The sequence below is a fragment of the Wolbachia endosymbiont (group A) of Sphaerophoria taeniata genome, from assembly GCF_947250735.1.
Taxonomy (GTDB): Bacteria; Pseudomonadota; Alphaproteobacteria; order Rickettsiales; family Anaplasmataceae; genus Wolbachia.
Genome location: NZ_OX366344.1, coordinates 40,345 through 57,739, shown reverse-complemented (window position 1 = coordinate 57,739; position 17,395 = coordinate 40,345). Strand labels below are relative to the sequence as shown.

General features: G+C 35.7%; 15 protein-coding genes. 4 read left to right on the top strand and 11 right to left on the bottom strand.

Annotated features, from left to right (window positions below; genetic code table 11):
• Nucleotides 1-23 precede the first annotated feature (23 nt).
• From OOK84_RS00255 to OOK84_RS00210, 10 genes are all read right to left on the bottom strand, one after another.
• Nucleotides 24-392 (bottom strand): head decoration protein, encoded by a 369-nt coding sequence (locus tag OOK84_RS00255; RefSeq protein WP_047759659.1) that lies wholly within the window; start codon nt 390-392, stop codon nt 24-26.
• A 67-nt stretch (nt 393-459) separates the two neighbouring features.
• Entirely contained in the window at nt 460-1,494 is a 1,035-nt protein-coding gene (locus tag OOK84_RS00250) for a S49 family peptidase (RefSeq protein WP_019236400.1), read from the bottom strand.
• Complete coding sequence (locus OOK84_RS00245; protein WP_264731783.1) at nt 1,494-2,900, bottom strand: phage portal protein; 1,407 nt, start codon at nt 2,898-2,900, stop codon at nt 1,494-1,496. Before OOK84_RS00245 ends, OOK84_RS00250 begins: the two co-directional genes overlap by 1 nt.
• Nucleotides 2,897-3,601, bottom strand: coding sequence for a glycoside hydrolase family 25 protein (locus OOK84_RS00240; RefSeq protein ID WP_264376381.1), 705 nt, complete (start codon nt 3,599-3,601; stop codon nt 2,897-2,899). Before OOK84_RS00240 ends, OOK84_RS00245 begins: the two co-directional genes overlap by 4 nt.
• The gene (locus tag OOK84_RS00235; protein WP_114517459.1) at nt 3,598-3,822 is read right to left on the bottom strand and encodes a gpW family head-tail joining protein; all 225 of its coding nucleotides are present in this window, start codon (nt 3,820-3,822) and stop codon (nt 3,598-3,600) included. Before OOK84_RS00235 ends, OOK84_RS00240 begins: the two co-directional genes overlap by 4 nt.
• Nucleotides 3,823-5,649, bottom strand: coding sequence for a phage terminase large subunit family protein (locus tag OOK84_RS00230; protein ID WP_264731782.1), 1,827 nt, complete (start codon nt 5,647-5,649; stop codon nt 3,823-3,825).
• Nucleotides 5,646-7,121 carry an ankyrin repeat domain-containing protein gene (locus OOK84_RS00225; protein WP_264731781.1) on the bottom strand — a complete coding sequence of 492 codons (1,476 nt, stop codon included), beginning with the start codon at nt 7,119-7,121 and terminating at the stop codon, nt 5,646-5,648. Before OOK84_RS00225 ends, OOK84_RS00230 begins: the two co-directional genes overlap by 4 nt.
• A 15-nt stretch (nt 7,122-7,136) precedes the next feature.
• On the bottom strand, nt 7,137-7,622 hold the full coding sequence (locus OOK84_RS00220; protein ID WP_264731780.1) for a hypothetical protein: 486 nt from the start codon (nt 7,620-7,622) through the stop codon (nt 7,137-7,139).
• A 30-nt stretch (nt 7,623-7,652) separates the two neighbouring features.
• Nucleotides 7,653-8,864, bottom strand: coding sequence for a DNA modification methylase (locus OOK84_RS00215; RefSeq protein ID WP_264731779.1), 1,212 nt, complete (start codon nt 8,862-8,864; stop codon nt 7,653-7,655).
• Between the two features lie 113 nt (nt 8,865-8,977).
• Nucleotides 8,978-9,442 carry a crossover junction endodeoxyribonuclease RuvC gene (locus tag OOK84_RS00210; protein WP_264732613.1) on the bottom strand — a complete coding sequence of 155 codons (465 nt, stop codon included), beginning with the start codon at nt 9,440-9,442 and terminating at the stop codon, nt 8,978-8,980.
• 237 nt (nt 9,443-9,679) lie between these two features.
• On the opposite strand from OOK84_RS00210, the gene OOK84_RS00205 reads away from it, so the two are divergent.
• From OOK84_RS00205 to OOK84_RS00195, 3 genes are all read left to right on the top strand, one after another.
• Nucleotides 9,680-10,432: a virulence RhuM family protein gene (locus OOK84_RS00205; protein ID WP_264731778.1), complete on the top strand. Its 753-nt coding sequence runs from the start codon at nt 9,680-9,682 to the stop codon at nt 10,430-10,432.
• Between the two features lie 35 nt (nt 10,433-10,467).
• Nucleotides 10,468-10,629: a RhuM family protein gene (rhuM, locus tag OOK84_RS06790; RefSeq protein WP_264731777.1), complete on the top strand. Its 162-nt coding sequence runs from the start codon at nt 10,468-10,470 to the stop codon at nt 10,627-10,629.
• Nucleotides 10,630-12,121: 1,492 nt separating this feature from the next.
• Nucleotides 12,122-12,394 carry a hypothetical protein gene (locus tag OOK84_RS00195; RefSeq protein ID WP_264731776.1) on the top strand — a complete coding sequence of 91 codons (273 nt, stop codon included), beginning with the start codon at nt 12,122-12,124 and terminating at the stop codon, nt 12,392-12,394.
• A gap of 189 nt (nt 12,395-12,583) precedes the next feature.
• On the opposite strand, the gene OOK84_RS00190 is transcribed toward OOK84_RS00195, so the two are convergent.
• Nucleotides 12,584-13,606 carry an IS110 family RNA-guided transposase gene (locus OOK84_RS00190; RefSeq protein ID WP_264731025.1) on the bottom strand — a complete coding sequence of 341 codons (1,023 nt, stop codon included), beginning with the start codon at nt 13,604-13,606 and terminating at the stop codon, nt 12,584-12,586.
• Nucleotides 13,607-13,990: 384 nt separating this feature from the next.
• Between OOK84_RS00190 and carB the strand changes: the two genes are divergently transcribed.
• Nucleotides 13,991-17,293 (top strand): carbamoyl-phosphate synthase large subunit, encoded by a 3,303-nt coding sequence (carB, locus tag OOK84_RS00185; protein ID WP_264731775.1) that lies wholly within the window; start codon nt 13,991-13,993, stop codon nt 17,291-17,293.
• Nucleotides 17,294-17,395 lie beyond the last annotated feature (102 nt).

Sequence of the window (17,395 nt, the reverse complement as noted above, 5' to 3'; positions counted from 1 at the left end):
CCTTTTTTTCCTATTAATTTTAGTTAAATTCCCTTGCGGACAATGATCCCTCGTGCTTCAAGTTGCTTTATTGCTGCAGCTTTCTGCTCTTCAGTGATATTTGCTGGCCACACAACCGCATGATCTGCTAGTATTGCACAACGAGTAATAATTACTGCTTTAGCATTTTCTGTCGCATTTACATCACTTACTACTGCACCTATCGCTGTTTGTGTACCATCTGTGGCAGTTGGATTTATTATCTTAACCATGCTATCTTTATCGAGAGCCACTACTGTACCAAGCTTTAGGTTCTGCCCTTTTGCTACTGTTATCTGATCTCTTGAATATAGACTTGATGCCTCATACTTTAATAAGTCACCCAGATTATTTTGTTCGCTTATACAACTCATAAATTTCTCTCCTTAACTGCTTACCGCCGCTTTTATCAATGCTATATACGGCGGTTATAAAAATACTTTAACTCCTACGACTTTTCGCTACCTGCATCATCAATTCTTCTCCTGAATTCTGTGGTATTGCACTCAGTATCTCTGTCTTCTTTGTTCTCTCTGCAAGTAATTCCATTAAAACTTCCCTAGCTTGCTCAACACTTACACTTTGCTCAATAAATTCTCCTATCTTTTCTGGCATCTTCGATAAATTACATAAACGTATTAATTCAAGAACTTCAGTACGATACTTGGTTAAATTATCAGTTTCTAGGTCATTTGTAGTTTGTTCATTCATAGTAATACTCCTGTTTTTATTAATAGATGAAAGAATTGTCATTCCGTCTGCAAGGCCTATTTCTACTGCTTTCTCCCCAAAATATAGCCCTGCCTCTGTTGATCGAATCTTTTCAATTGAAAGACCTCTGTTCCTTGCTATTAGCTGCAAAAACATTTCATATAGTCGGTCTACTTCTTTTTGTAAGCTTCCCAGACTTTCAGACGTCATTGGCTCATGTGGGTTTAAATCATTCTTTCGACTACCAGCAAAGATTGTGGTGTACTTAACACCTTGCTTTTCATCAAATCTACTTTGATCTATATGACTTGCTATTACTCCAATACTGCCAACACCAGAAGTTCTGCTCACAAATACCTTCTCAGCGCTTGAAGCTATAGCATATGCAGCAGAGTATGCATCATCATTTGCTATCGCTATTATCCTCTTTTTTGCTCTTGATTCATAAATAAAGTCAGCTAGGTCAAATATACCGTTTACCTCTCCTCCGGGGCTATCTATTTCCAGCATAATTGTCTCTATGCTACTATCTGCTAATGCTTGTTTGATTTGTTCTTCTATTTGCTCATATGATGTCATCCCGAGCATTTCATCAAACGCACCTGGTTTTTTAGTCAAGATTCCATGTATTGCTATAATTGCAGTTCTTTCTACGTTACTTTTGATGGAGTGCTTTATGTTTTTAAACGTGGGATGTTTTTGATTGTTTAATGACAATAGCTCAAAACTCCTTGGTTCAAGCATTAATGGTTTTCCTAAGAGCATCATAATCCTTTACAATCAGAGTCAAACATTAAGTTGAGACTATTTGCACGTTTTTGATCTTCTGCTATTTCTTGATCTATTTCTTCAACATCGTAACCCATTTCTGATACTACTTCCGATCGACTCTTAAATCCATTCCTTACTGCCATTTGCTGCGATTGCTGGTCTTTCAGTGGATCCACCCAATCAAATCCCTGTGGTATCCATTTTACTTCTTCTTTCGCTGCTTTTACTACTTTTTCATCTATACTCAGTTCTCCACAAAGTACTGCTAACTCTAGCCATCTATTCCAAATAGGTCTACAAAACTGGAACACTATCACGTTATGCTGCAACATTGCACACCTTCTGCGAAACTCTATCAGCCCTGCTCGAATGGATGAATAATTAACGCCTGTTAAATCTCCTGTTAGCTGTTCATATGTTATCCCTGTACCTATTGCTATTGCCCTGAGTTGCTGTCTCATAAACGCTTCATAACTTCCTCCTACATCTGACGGCTCTGAAAATTTTATATCTTCTCCTGGGTCTAAAAGCTGCATTGTTCCTGGCTCTAAACCTGATAATGCTACTCCTTGCTCATTACTTTCACTTTCTCCTAAAATATTTGCTTCAGGATCAAGTCTTGTAATAAACCCTGCAAACATTGCTGCTGTCTTTTTTCTCACTAATTCTGCATCATCATATTGATCAAGCTCATAAAGTTTCAGAAGTATACTAGAAAGCCACGGCTCTCCTCTTATCTGGCCAGGTCTTAAAGGTTTGTAGATATGTAAAACATCATTTGCCGGTACTCTAACTGATTCTCCAAATGAACCTTCACCTGGGTGTTCTTTAAATAGGTAATATGCTTCTCTTTGCCCAAGTCTATTGAACTCAATCCCGTTTCTTATTACATTACCATTTCCTAAAGTTTGATTTGTTTTATTATCTAGATGTTCAGACTCAAGTACTTGCAGTTGTAATGGCACAGAAAATCTATCTTCCAGCTTTCTCGTTCTTAAACGTACAAAACATTCTCCTCCCTCTATCATACTTCTGCATACTAGAGCTTGTAATCCATAAAAATCACTTACCCCGCTACTGTCTGCTTCATCTGTCCATCTTAGCCATAATTCTTGCACCTTCTTTCGAAATTCTCCATCTCTTGCTTTTGATTGCGGTTTTATTCCTGTTCCAATAGAGTTACTTACTATTGTATCAATGATATTTGCCGCATATGGATTTTTCCTTACCATATCTCGAGAGCGACTACGCAGGTGCTCAAGGCTTTGAGAGAGTAAATTATTTATGCTTCCTGCTTCTCCTTGCCAATACATTACCCTTCTTCCTGACCCTGCTGCATCCCAGGCTGAACTTTTGATTTTTGGCTTGCTAAATAGTTGTTTGAATTTTTTCAGCATCATACTAACCAAAATTCTCTTAATTCTTTCAAAGTTCCGTTAAATTTATTTCTGTCACATTTTCCAATTCCACTTACTTCATCTGGCTCTGGACCTATTTTACCGTCAGTATATTGCCATAAAATCCAATCATTCCAGCCTTTTGGTAATGTGAGTTCTTTTCTCCAGCTTGCTATCCATAATGGACATTTTGTCAAAATTGGTGTGGCAAAATCTTTCAAAAAATTAGCACCTCCATACACTAAAGGTAAACGCCCTGTTTCTTCTTGAATTTTTTTAACAAAATCTTCTGCTTGTTTTGGTTCTATATTTTTTCCACTTTCGTTCTCTTCAATATCAAGCACAACAATTGTATTTTTAGTTTCACCCACTGTATTCAAAAAGTGATTTGCTTGATCCTTTCCATCTTCCCCTACACCGAAATGATATGAACCCCATAATAGACCCAAGTCTTCAGCTTCTTTTCTTCTTTCTTTGTATTTTGAATCTATGTACTCTGTTCCTTGCGTTGCCTTATGAATTACTCCAACTATACCACTCTCTTTAGCTAACTCAAAATCCACATTTTCTTGCCAATGTGACAAATCTATTATTCCATTTACTGAACTCTCTCTATTCTCCCATAGTTTTATGAAAGTTTTTAATTGCTCTAAAAATTCAGAATATTCCTCTTTTACAACTTTTCTCAGAAAATTTTCCCTCATATAACTCCTTTATTTGTTGCAAAAATAATCTTTCGTTTAGGCTTCATTCCAGCAATCTTTAGTTCACCTTTGATGCGTTGTCTGAGGCTGAGCAAATCATTTATCTGAACTTCAGCATATCTCACAACATGGTCACCATATGCAATTGATACCACTCTTTCGCCACTCTGAAGCTTCTTTATTGCTTGTTCAACTTGAATTAAATAATCTTCGTTATACATTTATTGCTTGCTGATCCATTTGCTTTTGACTATTTTCTTTGATTTTTTATTTTCCGGTTTTTCACTTAAACTATTCCATTTACTCTCTGGCCATCTGTCTATTCCCAGTGCTATCGATGCAGCTCTTGCATAAATTCGGCAATCTAGTACTTCATTTCTTTCTCTTACCTTTTGCCACTCCTGTTTGGTGTATCCTTTTACTACCTTACTGACTAATTGCTCTGCCGTTAACTGCTTAAAATATTCAGGTGCATACTCAGGAAAATGACAATATCCTGCTGGCACTTTCTCTTCTTCTTTTAAAATATTAAGTAGCTGAAAAAGCTCTGACTTTAATATCGATACTCCTACTGGCCAGAGCTTTATTCCCCTTTTTAGCTTTTGACCACCAACTGTTATATCAACTCTACTTGGGCTGCTAAGTGGCACTAGGGCTTTATTTACACCTTTGACTGCCATTACTCTTCCAGATCCTTGATGACCTCTTACCCAGTTGTATACTTCTTGCGTTGCATACCCTGCATCCACTGCCATCATACTTATCATATATTCAAACCCATTTTCACCAATAAAATGATGATTGAGTAACTCCGAAAGTTTTTTCCATACTTCTCCACCTCCTGTATCTCCTTCAAATACTCGATAGTCTATTGACCAATTTTCACGACTTTTTCCCCATGCTACAACTTCCACCTCTAGACGATCTTTTTGTACATCTACTCCTGCAGTAAGTACCACTTCTCTCCTAGGTACTGTGCCTACGGGAAAAAATTCTCTTCTATTAAATAATTGCTTCCAGTCTGGTACTTCTCCTTTATCTACCCAAGTTTCTCCAAGCGTTGTATTTATCCAAACTTTCAGTAATTGTTCGCTTTCCTTTGCATGGAGAAAGTCCTCTACTGCTTGTTGCCAACTATACCAGCCAACTGGACTATAAAGACTTGAAAGATGAAATCCTTTTTTCTCACCTTTTACTCTATTAGTAGGTCTCCATTCTCCACGATCTAGCATCTCTGTCTTTTGATGATTTTCTATTTTGCCACTACATTCAGTGCAGACATAATGTGCTGTTCTTGAGTCATTATCTTCCCATTTAATTTGTGACCATTTCAGAACTTGATAGTAATTACAATATGGACATGGTACAAAAAAATATCTCTTATCTGTTGCTTCAAATTCTTTCTCAATTCTGCTTATTCCATGAATCGTTGGTGTTGATACTAAAAAAATCTTTCGTCGTGCAAATGTATTAGTTCGGGCTATGCTGAGTAAAACTGGATCTCCTTCTCCTCCTGAATCTCCTGGGTAGGCATCTATTTCATCAAGAAAGAGATATTTTACTGGCATAGATCTCAGTGCTACACTGCTATTTGCTCCGGTTATTACTACTATTCCACCTGGAAATTCCTTACTTTGTACAGTATTGCCTGAATCTCTTGATCTTGGGTCTTTTACTTTACTTTTTAAACATGGTGTACTTTCAATCAGTGGCGCAAATCTTCCTTTTGACCAACGCTTTCCCATTTCAACTGTTGGCTGTACTACTAGCATTGGTCCTGGTGTTTGATCGATGATATAGCCAATCCAATTGTTGCCAGCTTCTGTTCCTCCAATCTGCGCTCCCTTCATAAATACTACTTTTTCTGCTGGTGAGGACGGAGAAAGTGAATCCATGATTTCTTTTAAATAAGGAGTTCTTTCCGTTCTCCACTTTCCTGGCTCTGATGCTGCAGTTGGTGCTAGAACTCGATACTCATTCGCCCACTCTGATACTTTAAGCTCTGGATCTGGTTTTAAACCTTCAGAAAATGATGTGGCGTATATCATATTGCTAGCTCTTCACCATCATTAGATGATACTTCAACATCACTTAAATTAGGACTACTTGTTTTCTCACTTTCGAGTTCAATAAACATTTTCTTTTCAAGCGCTTCTTCTATATACTTCTGAATTAAATTACTCATTATTATTGCAGCTATGAGTGCAACTATTCCCACCATTACCGCAGCTATAATGTTAGGGTAAATTCCTACTATCGCTATTGCGCATATTGTTATAGTGACACAGATGATATTGGTATATTTCTTTATTTTTTTGTCTGCTATTTTCCTTTCTTCAAAATATTTATTGCTCAATAAATGAAACGTTGGAAAGTTGTCATTTTTTCCAAATAAAACTATATCTTTTTCTTTGCTTAGTAACTTTATCAGTTTTACATTATTTGTTGTTATTGCGTACTCAAAAACATCTGTAGCATCTGCTCTTTTCTTTAGCAGTAATTTTACTATATTAAAATGCCTATTTATTGCAGCAAGATATACTGCTGATTCTCCTTGATCGTTTAAAACATCTACTTCAACTCCTTCTTTTAAAATCGCCCCTAGAATCTCCTTATATCCTTTTTTTGCTGCTAAGTGAAGTAAATTGTTCTTCTCTACTCCATACCTATTACTTATTAAAGCTTTTACTATTTCAGATTTGTTCTCTTCTTTCGCATAACAAAACGGTGTCTTGCCATTATCATCTTTAATCAAAGGATCTATGTCTTCTCGGGTTAGTAATACTTCTACTGTTTTAAGTCTTTCAGCATAATGTAGTGGCGTTTTATTTTCATAATCTTGTAAGTTGACCCCAGCATTAGGAGCATTTATTAAGCATCTTACAATATTTAAACATAAGTCTCTTTCGTTGTAATTACTGCTACTTATAGCTACGTGCAAAGGAGATAATTTCATTGCATTTCTGCCGCTACCAGCTATATTGACATTCGCACCAAGATTTGAAAGTAATTTTACTACTTCTAGCTTCTTGTTGTTTACTGCATAATGCATTGCTGCATGATTTCTCACGTCAAGAACATCTTTATCCGCATTTCCTTCTCTAATTAAAATTTCTACTATCCCTTCATGCCCAGCTCCTGCCGCTAAATGTAACGGTGTATGTAGTAAAGCATTCTGCTCATTAACATTAACTCCTTTGTTGAGTAAAAACCTTACAGCATTTGCTTCATTCAACATCGCAGCTAAGTGAAGCAAACTATCTTCCTCTGATCCGTATTTGTGATTGATTAGTGCTTGTAATATTTCTTCTCTTGCACAAGAGAGCGCACTTTTACCATCATCATCAGTGATCAGTGGATTAATATTTTTCCTATTTAGTAAGAGAGCAACCATACTAAGCTCGTTAATTTCTACTGCATAATGTAGCGGTGTCTTTCCATTTAATCCTCTAACATTTACATCTAATCCAGGTTGATTGATGAGACACTTTATTAACTCCAAACTTAGGTTATCAGCCATTTTATATTCAAAATTTTATATTTGAAATTTAGTGTTAGATAATTCTTGTAATGAGTTTGTAATCTCTTCGGTTAGCGCCATATGAATCTTTTCAGTGTCACTCAGTGATGCAAGCAGTGCTGAAACTCTATTTGGAATATTAAGCAAATTATTACGTACAACTCTTGCTACATTAAATGCATCGCGCTTTACTTCCTCTACTGCTACAAGTTCTCCTATCTCAGCCTTAGCTTTCGCCTCAAGCAGTTTACCACGTTCCATCTCATTTTTTATTCGCGTTTTTAGCAACATTGTAGAAAGGTTATTTGTATTTTCGTTTTCTGGATTTTTCCTCCTCAGTGGCTGACTTGGATCTCTTATTGCTGCCACCGCTTCATTTGCTTGTTCTCTATTTATCAAACCATCCTCCAACTCAACTATCCCTTTCTTTACTAAATAACAGACATATTGCTTTGATACTCCTATCTCTCTTGCCCATTCTGTTTGTGTTATTTTTTCCATTTTTTTTCTTCTCTCTTTTTTGCCTATTTTTTACGAGTTTTTTTCTTGAGTCTCCGAAAAGGTTTTACCAGTACCGGCTAAAATTGCATCTCTTCCCGTGTATACTTGCCAACGTTTTATGGTTACATCTACAAACTTTGAATCTAGCTCTATTGTTCTACAAATTCTTCCTGTTCTCTCACATGCAATCAGTGTGCTGCCAGAGCCACTAAATGGATCAAGTACAGTATCCCCAGGTCTGCTGCTATTAACTATTGCTTTCTCCATTAGCTCTACTGGCTTCATTGTTGGGTGCAGTGAGTTATGTATTGGCTTATCATAAAACCATAGATCACTTTGATTTCTACCTCCATGCCACTCACGTTTATTGCCCCTTTTCCATCCATAGAGCATTGCTTCGTATTGTCTTTGATAATCAGACCTGCCTAGCGTAAAATGATTCTTTGCCCAAATGATAAATGTTGACCATTTTCCTCCTGCTTCCTCAAATGCTTTTTGCAGCGTTGAAAACTCTGATGATGATATGCAGATGTAAATTGCTCCTTTCGTATATGCTAAAATATGGGAACAGATGTCATAGAGAAAAAGCTCATACTTTTCACCTTGATTATCATTTAATATCTTTTTGTCTTGGCTATTACCATAATCAACGTTATATGGAGGATCACAAACAGTAATGTCTGCCATTTTATCATCTAATACTGCTTTAAATGATTCAACTACGCAGCTATCACCGCAATAGATTCTATGATCACCTAAAATCCAAAGATCACCTGGTTTTGTTATTTCTACTTTTTTGTCATCAACAACTAAGTCAGAAAGATCTTCTTCTTCACCATCTAAATCATCAAGAAAGTTTTGAACTTTTTCTAGCTCAAATCCAGTCATTTTAAGATCAAACTGTAAATCTTCTAATTCTTGAATTTCTACTTTCAAAAGCTCATCGTCCCACTTTGCCCAATTAGCTGATTGATTGGCCAGTAACCGAAAAGCTTTGGTTTGTGGTTCATTTAAATTATCACTTAAGACCACTGGTATACTTTCCATACCAAGTTTTCTTGCTGCTTTAAGTCTTAAATGACCATCAACCACAGTTCCATCGCTTTTTGCAACTATTGGTATACGAAAGCCAAATTCCCGAATAGAAGCACACATTCTGTTGACCACATCGTCATTTTTACGTGGATTACGATCATATTCAACTAGGTTTCGAGTAGGATAATAGTGGATTGCTAAATTCATATAATTTAAATTCTTAATAATTAAAAAGTTAATATTTAAAATATGTCTAACACTAGAAAAGGCCTGAGGTCTGACCCACCAAATCCGCCAGTATGAACGAAAGGACCCACTTTCTATGGTATTTTTAATATGTTAAAATCTTTACCAAAATTCATAGCGTAAAACATTAATGCTAAAGCATCAGATTCATTATCATCTCTAGGTAAAAAACCTTTTTCACGTATCGCTTCAATAACTTCACTCTTACTTGCATTGCCTTTGCCTGTTATAAAGCGTTTTATAGTTTTAACATTAACACCTTGGTAGGGAATATTGTTCTCTTCACACCAAGCAGATAGAACGGCAAGAAAACCACCGTAGCAATGCGCTGCATCAGTTCCTAGATGTCTTCTTACTTCCTCAAAATACACTGCAGAAATGTCCTTCAAAGAATTAAGCCAATTACGAAAATTCAAGAAGCACATGCCACCTCCGCTAAAACGACTACCATGAAAGCTTTTGCTACCACTTTCAATTATTCCATCTGTTAAAATTGCCCAGCCCGTTTGTTTGCCGAGATCTAGTGTTAGGATTGACATTTTCTTTGTGTTTGAAGCGTATTGAGGTAAACTAACCTCGTTGAAACAATGCCCTTCTATTATATATATACCGGATTTCTTACTACTTTTTCCGGGATTTTTTGAAAAAAAGTGAAAACAATTTAAAAACTGCTTACCAGCTAAAGAATAAAGTAGATAGTTCATTTTTAGAGTTTTACAGTTGCTTGTCTTTTTTACAAGTAACCTATATGCTACTTGAAGTAAGGTAGAGTAGATATGATAATAAATGAAAACGAAATTTTATTATATACAACTCCAAATGGAGACGTGAGAATTGATGTTTTGTATCGAGATGAAAACATTTGGCTTACACAAAAAAGAATGGCGGAGTTGTTTGATGTTAATATTAGAACAATTAGTGAGCATTTACAGAACATATTTGCTAGTCAAGAGTTAGATAAAGATTCAGTTATCCGGATTTTCCGGAATACTGCTGAAGATGGTAAACAGTACCCTACACAATTTTATAATTTGGATGCAATTATAGCTATTGGTTATCGAGTTAATTCTAAAAAGGCTACATCTTTCAGAGTATGGGCTACAAAAATTTTGAGAGATTTCATCATCAAAGGATTTGCATTAGATAGCGAACGATTAAAAAACGGAAGGAAGTTCGGTAAAGACTACTTCAATGAGTTACTTGAAAAAATCAGGGAAATACGAGCATCCGAACGCAGATTTTACCAGAAGATTACAGACATTTATGCTGAATGCTCTGCAGACTATGATCCAAATTCAGAAATAACAAAACAATTTTATGCAAAAGTACAGAATAAATTATATTGGGCGATTTATGGCCTGACTGCAGCAGAGCTAATATATTCTCGAGTTGACCACAAAAAACCAAATATGGGGCTAACTACATGGAAAGATGGTCCTGGCAACAAAATTCATAAGAGTGATGTGAGTACTGCAAAAAACTACTTGACTGAAAAAGAGTTGAGTGAACTAAATCATATTGTTTCCTAGATTATGCGGAACTTTAAGCAAGAAAGCATCGGCTAATGAAAATGCAGAATTGGGTTGAAAAGTTGGATGCATTTCTATTGTTCAATGATTATGAAGTGCTTAAGGAGGCTGGTAAAGTTAGTGCTGAAGTTGCAAAAGCCCTAGCTGAAGGAGAATACCAGAGTTGTACAGACATGAATCTGATTTTGATGAATTAATTAAAACAAGTAAAGAAAGTGAAAAAATAACTACAACAAAAACCAGCTTGTAGTTGAGCTATCTGTGTTTGACATCTTGTCTACCACCTTTTGTTTTAATTTCAAGGGGGGTGAAAAATTGTTCCCACCCTTTAGAAAGCCCTACCTGCCAATAAATAGTGAAAACATAAACCTTTATCTCTATCATACATGATAAAATTGGAGACGTAAATAAATAAATTTTGATCTTTGTCTCCATTTTAAGCGGTACATAAACTTTAGATGCAGAAAAAGCTCAATAGAAAAAAATGATCCATTTCTGCAATTTTAGACACCTATGCTTAAAGAACAAACAAATCGTATCCTCTTTTTCCGGAATACTCAATAAATTGGCTGAAATCTTGAACGGAATACATATTGTAATTTAATTGTTAGGACATTTATATTATAAGTAAAACAGAAATTTAATAACTAAAGGAGAAAACCTACGTTTTAAAGCTAGCTACAATTTTTAAGTAAAGCAGTAGCCACCTGATTAAAGATCGCTTATAAAACAACTCTAAACTCAACTAAAAGGTATTTTCAGTAGTCTTACTATCACGAAAGAAACTTATATATAAGTTTAACACGATTTTCATGCCTTGTAAAGAAAATTTTTTAAAAAGAATTTAACCTTTCCTGTCTCAAATCCTTTTTTTAGAGAGCTATCTATAAGGGTTAAAAAATTAAAGAATAAATAAGAATGAAAAATATAAAATATAAATAGGGTATTATCATATACCTTATTTTTATTATTTATAATAATAGGTTTTTTCTCTAAACTAAGAAACACTCAAAATCAGCCAAGGAGCAACCTTTTATGATATTATAGTAGTTTGCTTGACTTGTAACCTTAAATTATGTTAAACTCCTCTACAGTAGCCCACTTCTCAGCTTGATGAGATTTCATTTTATAATCTAAAATGGCTTAAACTGCCAAAAGTCTATGTAATCTCGAATCTAAAGTGCTTAATTCACAAATAATTATTATGAATAGTTTTACTAATACAGCATTTTTATGGCTACTTCTTATAGACGGAAAATCTCTCCCCTGGGTATATTGTAAACACGTTAAGCTCTATTAAAGTTTAATAGAAAAATCGTAATGAAAAAAAATTTAGAGCAATTCATATTTCGGACTACATTTCTAGTCTTTAGAAAAGAGGTCATTTAGTGGAGTATGAAAGCGGAGTTGTGCAAAATTTTTTAAAAAAGTGAACAGTTTTTGTAATTTTGTCGAACTTACTATAGTAAGACCTAGCAAACCTGGTCTTCTGAATTGCAAATATTTGGAGTAAATATGGACAGTTTCAACTTACGCTTGAAAAAAAACTTCTCCACTCTTCCGGAAAAATCTATGAGAAATCCGGTATTACTATAGTAAAAGGTACAGAGACATCTCTCTACCCATTTATGACTGTATTTTAAATTACCAGCCTTTAAGAACATCATCATTAGCAGAAAAAAAGACATTTTGTCAACAAACATAGCTTATTTAACAGGAGAAAACAATATGCATGATAAGCAAGCTTTATTTGAAAGAGCAGCAGAAGTAAAAGCAGAACTACTCTCAAGAATAGAATCATCTTTATCCTACTTATTACCAAATGGTACTTTCCACGGGGGTAAGTTCTATGTTGGTAATATTAGAGGAGATAGGGGAAAAAGCTTAGTAGTAGAAATAAGAGGAGATACCGTCTTGTTAGTCAACAAAAAAATTATAAAAATTTCCCAAGTTGCATCATAAAATCAAAAAATACTTCCAATTGTGTAACAGTACACAGATTATAGTTAGTGGATATGTTGATAAGTAAATTAGTTTTATACGCACAAAACAGATGAAGTTTACTTATCAACATATCCACTAACCAACAACATTCAATAAATTTGTGTAAGATACCACTTTACATAAGATAGATAGGAAGCATTTTTGATTTTAAAGTACTAAACCTTCAGTCAACCTCCTAGCCCTGTAGTTTTTGATATGGTTAGGATCAAAAGCACTTTTGGATGTCAGAATACCGAAAATGATATGGAGTAGCTTACGCATTGCAGCACCAACGATGGCCATATTATGCTTACCCTTTTCCTTTAATCTTTGGCAAAAGCTCATAATGATAGGATTGTGATTCTTAGCTACTATGGCAGGAAAGAAAAGTGCCTTACGTAATGTTTGTGAACCGGATTTACTTAATCTGGGTTTGGCATATACAGAGGAACCTGACGTCATATTTCGTGGTATAACTCCTGTATATGCTGCCAATTGCCTGGCATCTCTAAAAACCTCTATATCAGAAACTTCAGCTAAAATAGCTATTGCTGATTCTTCTCCTATGCCTGGAATAGTCAATAGAAGTTGAAAATTTTCCAACAATTCTTTGTGTTGATTTAATAGTTCACGTACGGAGTTTTTTATTGTTTCTATTTTTTGAGCTATATTCATTGCAAGGTCTTCCCAAGCATTTGCAACTTCTTTAGGCAGTCTCTCTTTTTTTTCTAAGTGGTTATTTACTAATGTTAACTCATCTTTTAACGCAACTGAGCAACGATAAAGATGTTTTAATTTTTTCATTTCAGGAGAAGGTGGTGTCCAACTAGAAGGTTCCTGTCTTTGGCAATAATCAGCAATAACTTCTGCATCGGTCTGATCATTCTTTTGTCGTATCAGCTTACTCCTTGCATAAGATTTTATGCAATAAGGATTTACAACACTTACAAAATGTCCAGCATTGTGTAGAAATTCAGCCAGTGCTTCGCTATAACAACCAGTAGATTCCATGCAGGTTTTTACTTTTTCTACATTATGTTTGTGTAGAAAATTCAGTAGACTTTGAAACCCATGATCATCGTTCTTAAAGCTTCTTTTTCTAATTTCACGCTTTCCTTTTTTGCTTATAAATGAGAGAAAAACATCAAAGCGATCTTTTGATATATCTATGCCCAAAAAGTTGTTGATCATATATAACCCCATACGTTACCATTAAAAATGAAAAGTAAGGCTAGTCTTGTGAATACAGAATTAGAACCATTCAGGTCTTTCTACGATACCGTCCAGCCTATACTTTTGAGAAGGGAATTCTTATCTCCTCTACAGATTTTATATCTAAGAAGAAGCACAGAGTTCCTCCCTTCTCCACCTAATGCTTAAGCTTAAAACATTAGATGCTTTTGACAAGATACAAGAAGAAGGCTACTTGGATGACACCCTCCTAGTGGACTCAAATCACAATGTTCGTACAGTTATGCGTCAAGCCTAAAAACAGTTAGCTAATAGGTTTAATAAAAATTCACATATACAGGAAAGATTGGTAACATTATTTGAACAGAAATCGTTATTGTAATTATGCCAAAACGCACAGATATAGAATCTATATTAGTAATAGGAGCAGGCCCAATAGTTATAGGTCAGGCATGCGAGTTTGATTATTCCGGAACGCAAAGCTGTAAAGTATTAAAAAGTGAAGGTTATAAAGTCATTTTGGTTAACTCCAACCCCGCAACTATAATGACAGATCCTGAGTTTTCTGATGCAACTTATATTGAGCCGGTACTGCCTGAAATCATAGAGAAAATTATAATTAAGGAGATGCCAGATGCAATATTGCCAACAATGGGCGGGCAAACAGCACTCAATTGCGCAATAAAACTTGCAGATGATGGAGTGTTAGACAAATACAATGTAGAATTAATAGGGGTAAATAGAGAAGCAATAAAAAAAGCAGAGGATAGAGAGTTATTCCGTCAGTCCATGGATAAAATAGGGCTAAAATACCCCAAAAGTATCATTATAAAAAATCAAGAACAAATAAGAAAGGCTTTGGATTACATTGGATTACCAGCAATCATCCGCTCGTCATTCACCCTTGGTGGTGCAGGTAGCGGCATAGCATACAATAAAGAGGAGTTTTTCAATATTGCAGAAAGTGCTCTCAAAATTTCGCCAATAAATGAAGTTCAGATAGATGAATCAATTATCGGCTGGAAAGAATATGAAATGGAAGTTATCCGTGATTGTAAAGATAACTGCATAATAGTCTGTTCGATAGAAAATATTGATCCAATGGGAGTGCACACCGGAGATAGTATCACGGTTGCTCCTGCTTTGACTCTGCGTGACGTAGAATACCAACAGATGAGAAATGCATCTATAGCAGTGCTAAGAGAAATTGATGTTAGTGCCGGTGGTGCAAATGTTCAGTTTGCAGTGAATCCTAAAGAAGATGGAAGCCTCGTTGTGATTGAAATGAATCCAAGGGTTTCTCGCTCTTCTGCACTTGCTTCAAAAGCAACAGGTTATCCTATTGCAAAAGTTGTAACTAAACTTGCTATCGGCTATTCACTCGATGAGATACGTAATGATTGCACTCCAGTTATACCTGCTGCATTTGAACCAGTGATTGATTACATCGTCACTAAAATTCCTCGTTTTGAATTTGAGAAGTTTAAGGGGACGAATTGTGAACTATCAACTTCCATGAAATCAGTGGGGGAAGTGATGTCGATCGGCCGCACTTTTAATGAGTCGCTGCAGAAAGCTTTTCGCTCGCTTGAAACTGGGCTTACGGGACTTAATGAAGTATTTCCTGAAAATACTGATATTGATCACATCAGATCTCAATTAGCAAAATTGCTGCCAAACAGATTACTGATTGCTGCTGACGCAATGCGTCATGGAATAAGCATAGAAGAAATAAATTCGATTACAGGATATGACTTATGGTTTTTGCAGAATATACAGCAAATTATATTAGCTGAACAAAAAATCAAGGAAAACGGCCTTCCTGAGACTGCATATGAAATGTTAGAGCTGAAAAAAATGGGGTTTTCAGATGCAAGATTGGCAAAATTAAGCAATAAGAAAGCAGAGCAAATTGAAGAAATAAGAAAAAAATTTGGCATTAAACAAGTTTATAAGCGTGTAGACACCTGTGCAGCTGAATTTGAATCGAGCACTGCTTATATGTATGGCTGTTATGAGGGTAACACAATGATGTCATTCCAGCGCGTGACGCTGGAATCCAGAGATAAGGAAGAATGGATCCCAGTGTCAGCTACTCGGATGACAGAGGGAATGGAGTGCGAAGCAGATGTTTCTGACCGAGAAAAGGTTGTCATTTTAGGAAGTGGTCCAAATCGCATTGGTCAAGGTATTGAGTTTGATTATGCATGCGTACATGCAGCTTCTGCCGCCAAAGAAATGGGGTATGAAACAATAATGATCAACTGTAATCCAGAAACCGTTTCAACTGATTATGATACCGCTGATCGTTTATATTTCGCCCCACTGATTGCAGAGGATGTGCTTGAAATACTAAGTAAAGAGCAAGAAAATGGCACACTGGTTGGTGTAATAGTTCAAATAGGTGGTCAAACACCTTTAAAGTTAGCCAAAGTGCTTAACGAGAGAGGTTTCAAAATTCTGGGAACTTCGTTTGATTCTATTGACCTTGCAGAAGATCGCATGAGGTTTAAAAACCTTGCTTTGCAACTTAATTTAAAACAACCTGAAAGTTCTATCTGCCATTCAGTAAAAGAAGCGTTAACCAACGCAGAAAAGGTGGGTTTTCCACTAGTAGTCAGGCCATCATATGTCCTCGGCGGTCAGTCTATGTCGATTAGACACGATACTCAGAGCTTTAAAGAGTATGTCTTGAATCAAACCAAAATTTTTGAACACGGATCGCTGCTTCTTGATAAATTTTTAGTCAATGCAGTTGAGGTTGACGTTGATGCTGTGTGTGATGGGAAAAAAGTTTTCATTGCAGCGGTCATGGAGCATATTGAAGAAGCTGGTATCCACTCTGGCGATTCAACATGCTCAATACCGACAAATACATTGAGTGACGAAGTAATAAAAGAGATCGAGCTCCAAACTGAAAGAATAGCTCTTGCACTAGAAGTGAAAGGTCTGATAAACATTCAGTTTGCTGTTCAAGAGAGTTATGTATACATACTTGAAGTAAATTTACGAGCTAGTCGAACCGTTCCTTTTATTTCCAAGGTAATCAATATTCCTATTGCAAAGCTTGCCACTCAGGTTATTTTGGGTAAAAAATTGAATCAGGAAAACAAGCCTTTCAATCATTTTGCAGTTAAAGCTGCTGTTTTTCCATTCACGCGCTTTTCGGGAATTGACACTCTACTTGGTCCTGAAATGAAATCAACAGGAGAAGTAATGGGAATTGACTCATCGTTTGAAGCTGCACTTGCAAAAACGCACATGGCTGCAGGATACAAGTTACCAATAGAAGGAACAGCTCTGGTTTCAGTAAAAGATGATGATAAAGAGTATATATTGCCTGTTGCACGAATGTTGAAAGAACTGAGTTTTGAAATATATGCAACCAAAGGCACAGCTTTATATCTGAATAATAACGGCATTGCTGCAAAAGCTGTAAATAAAGTGAGAGAAGGCAGACCCCACATAGTTGATATGCTCAAAGATGGAAAAATAAATCTAGTAATCAATACTTCAAAAGGTGTGAAATCAGTCTCAGATAGCAAAGATATCAGGAGAACTGCTATTTTGCAAAATATAGCTTATAGCACCACAGCTTCTGGGAGTAAAGCGTTAGTGCTTGCAATTCAATATGTAAAGAATAGCAAATTGGAAGTGAAATCATTACAGCAGATACAAAACGTTTAAATGCCAAACGAAAATAATTCATTACTCTATCTCAAAATTGTGGTAGAGTAATGTAAGTCAAATTTTTTTACTGACTTGCCTATGTATTATGGTATTTGTTAA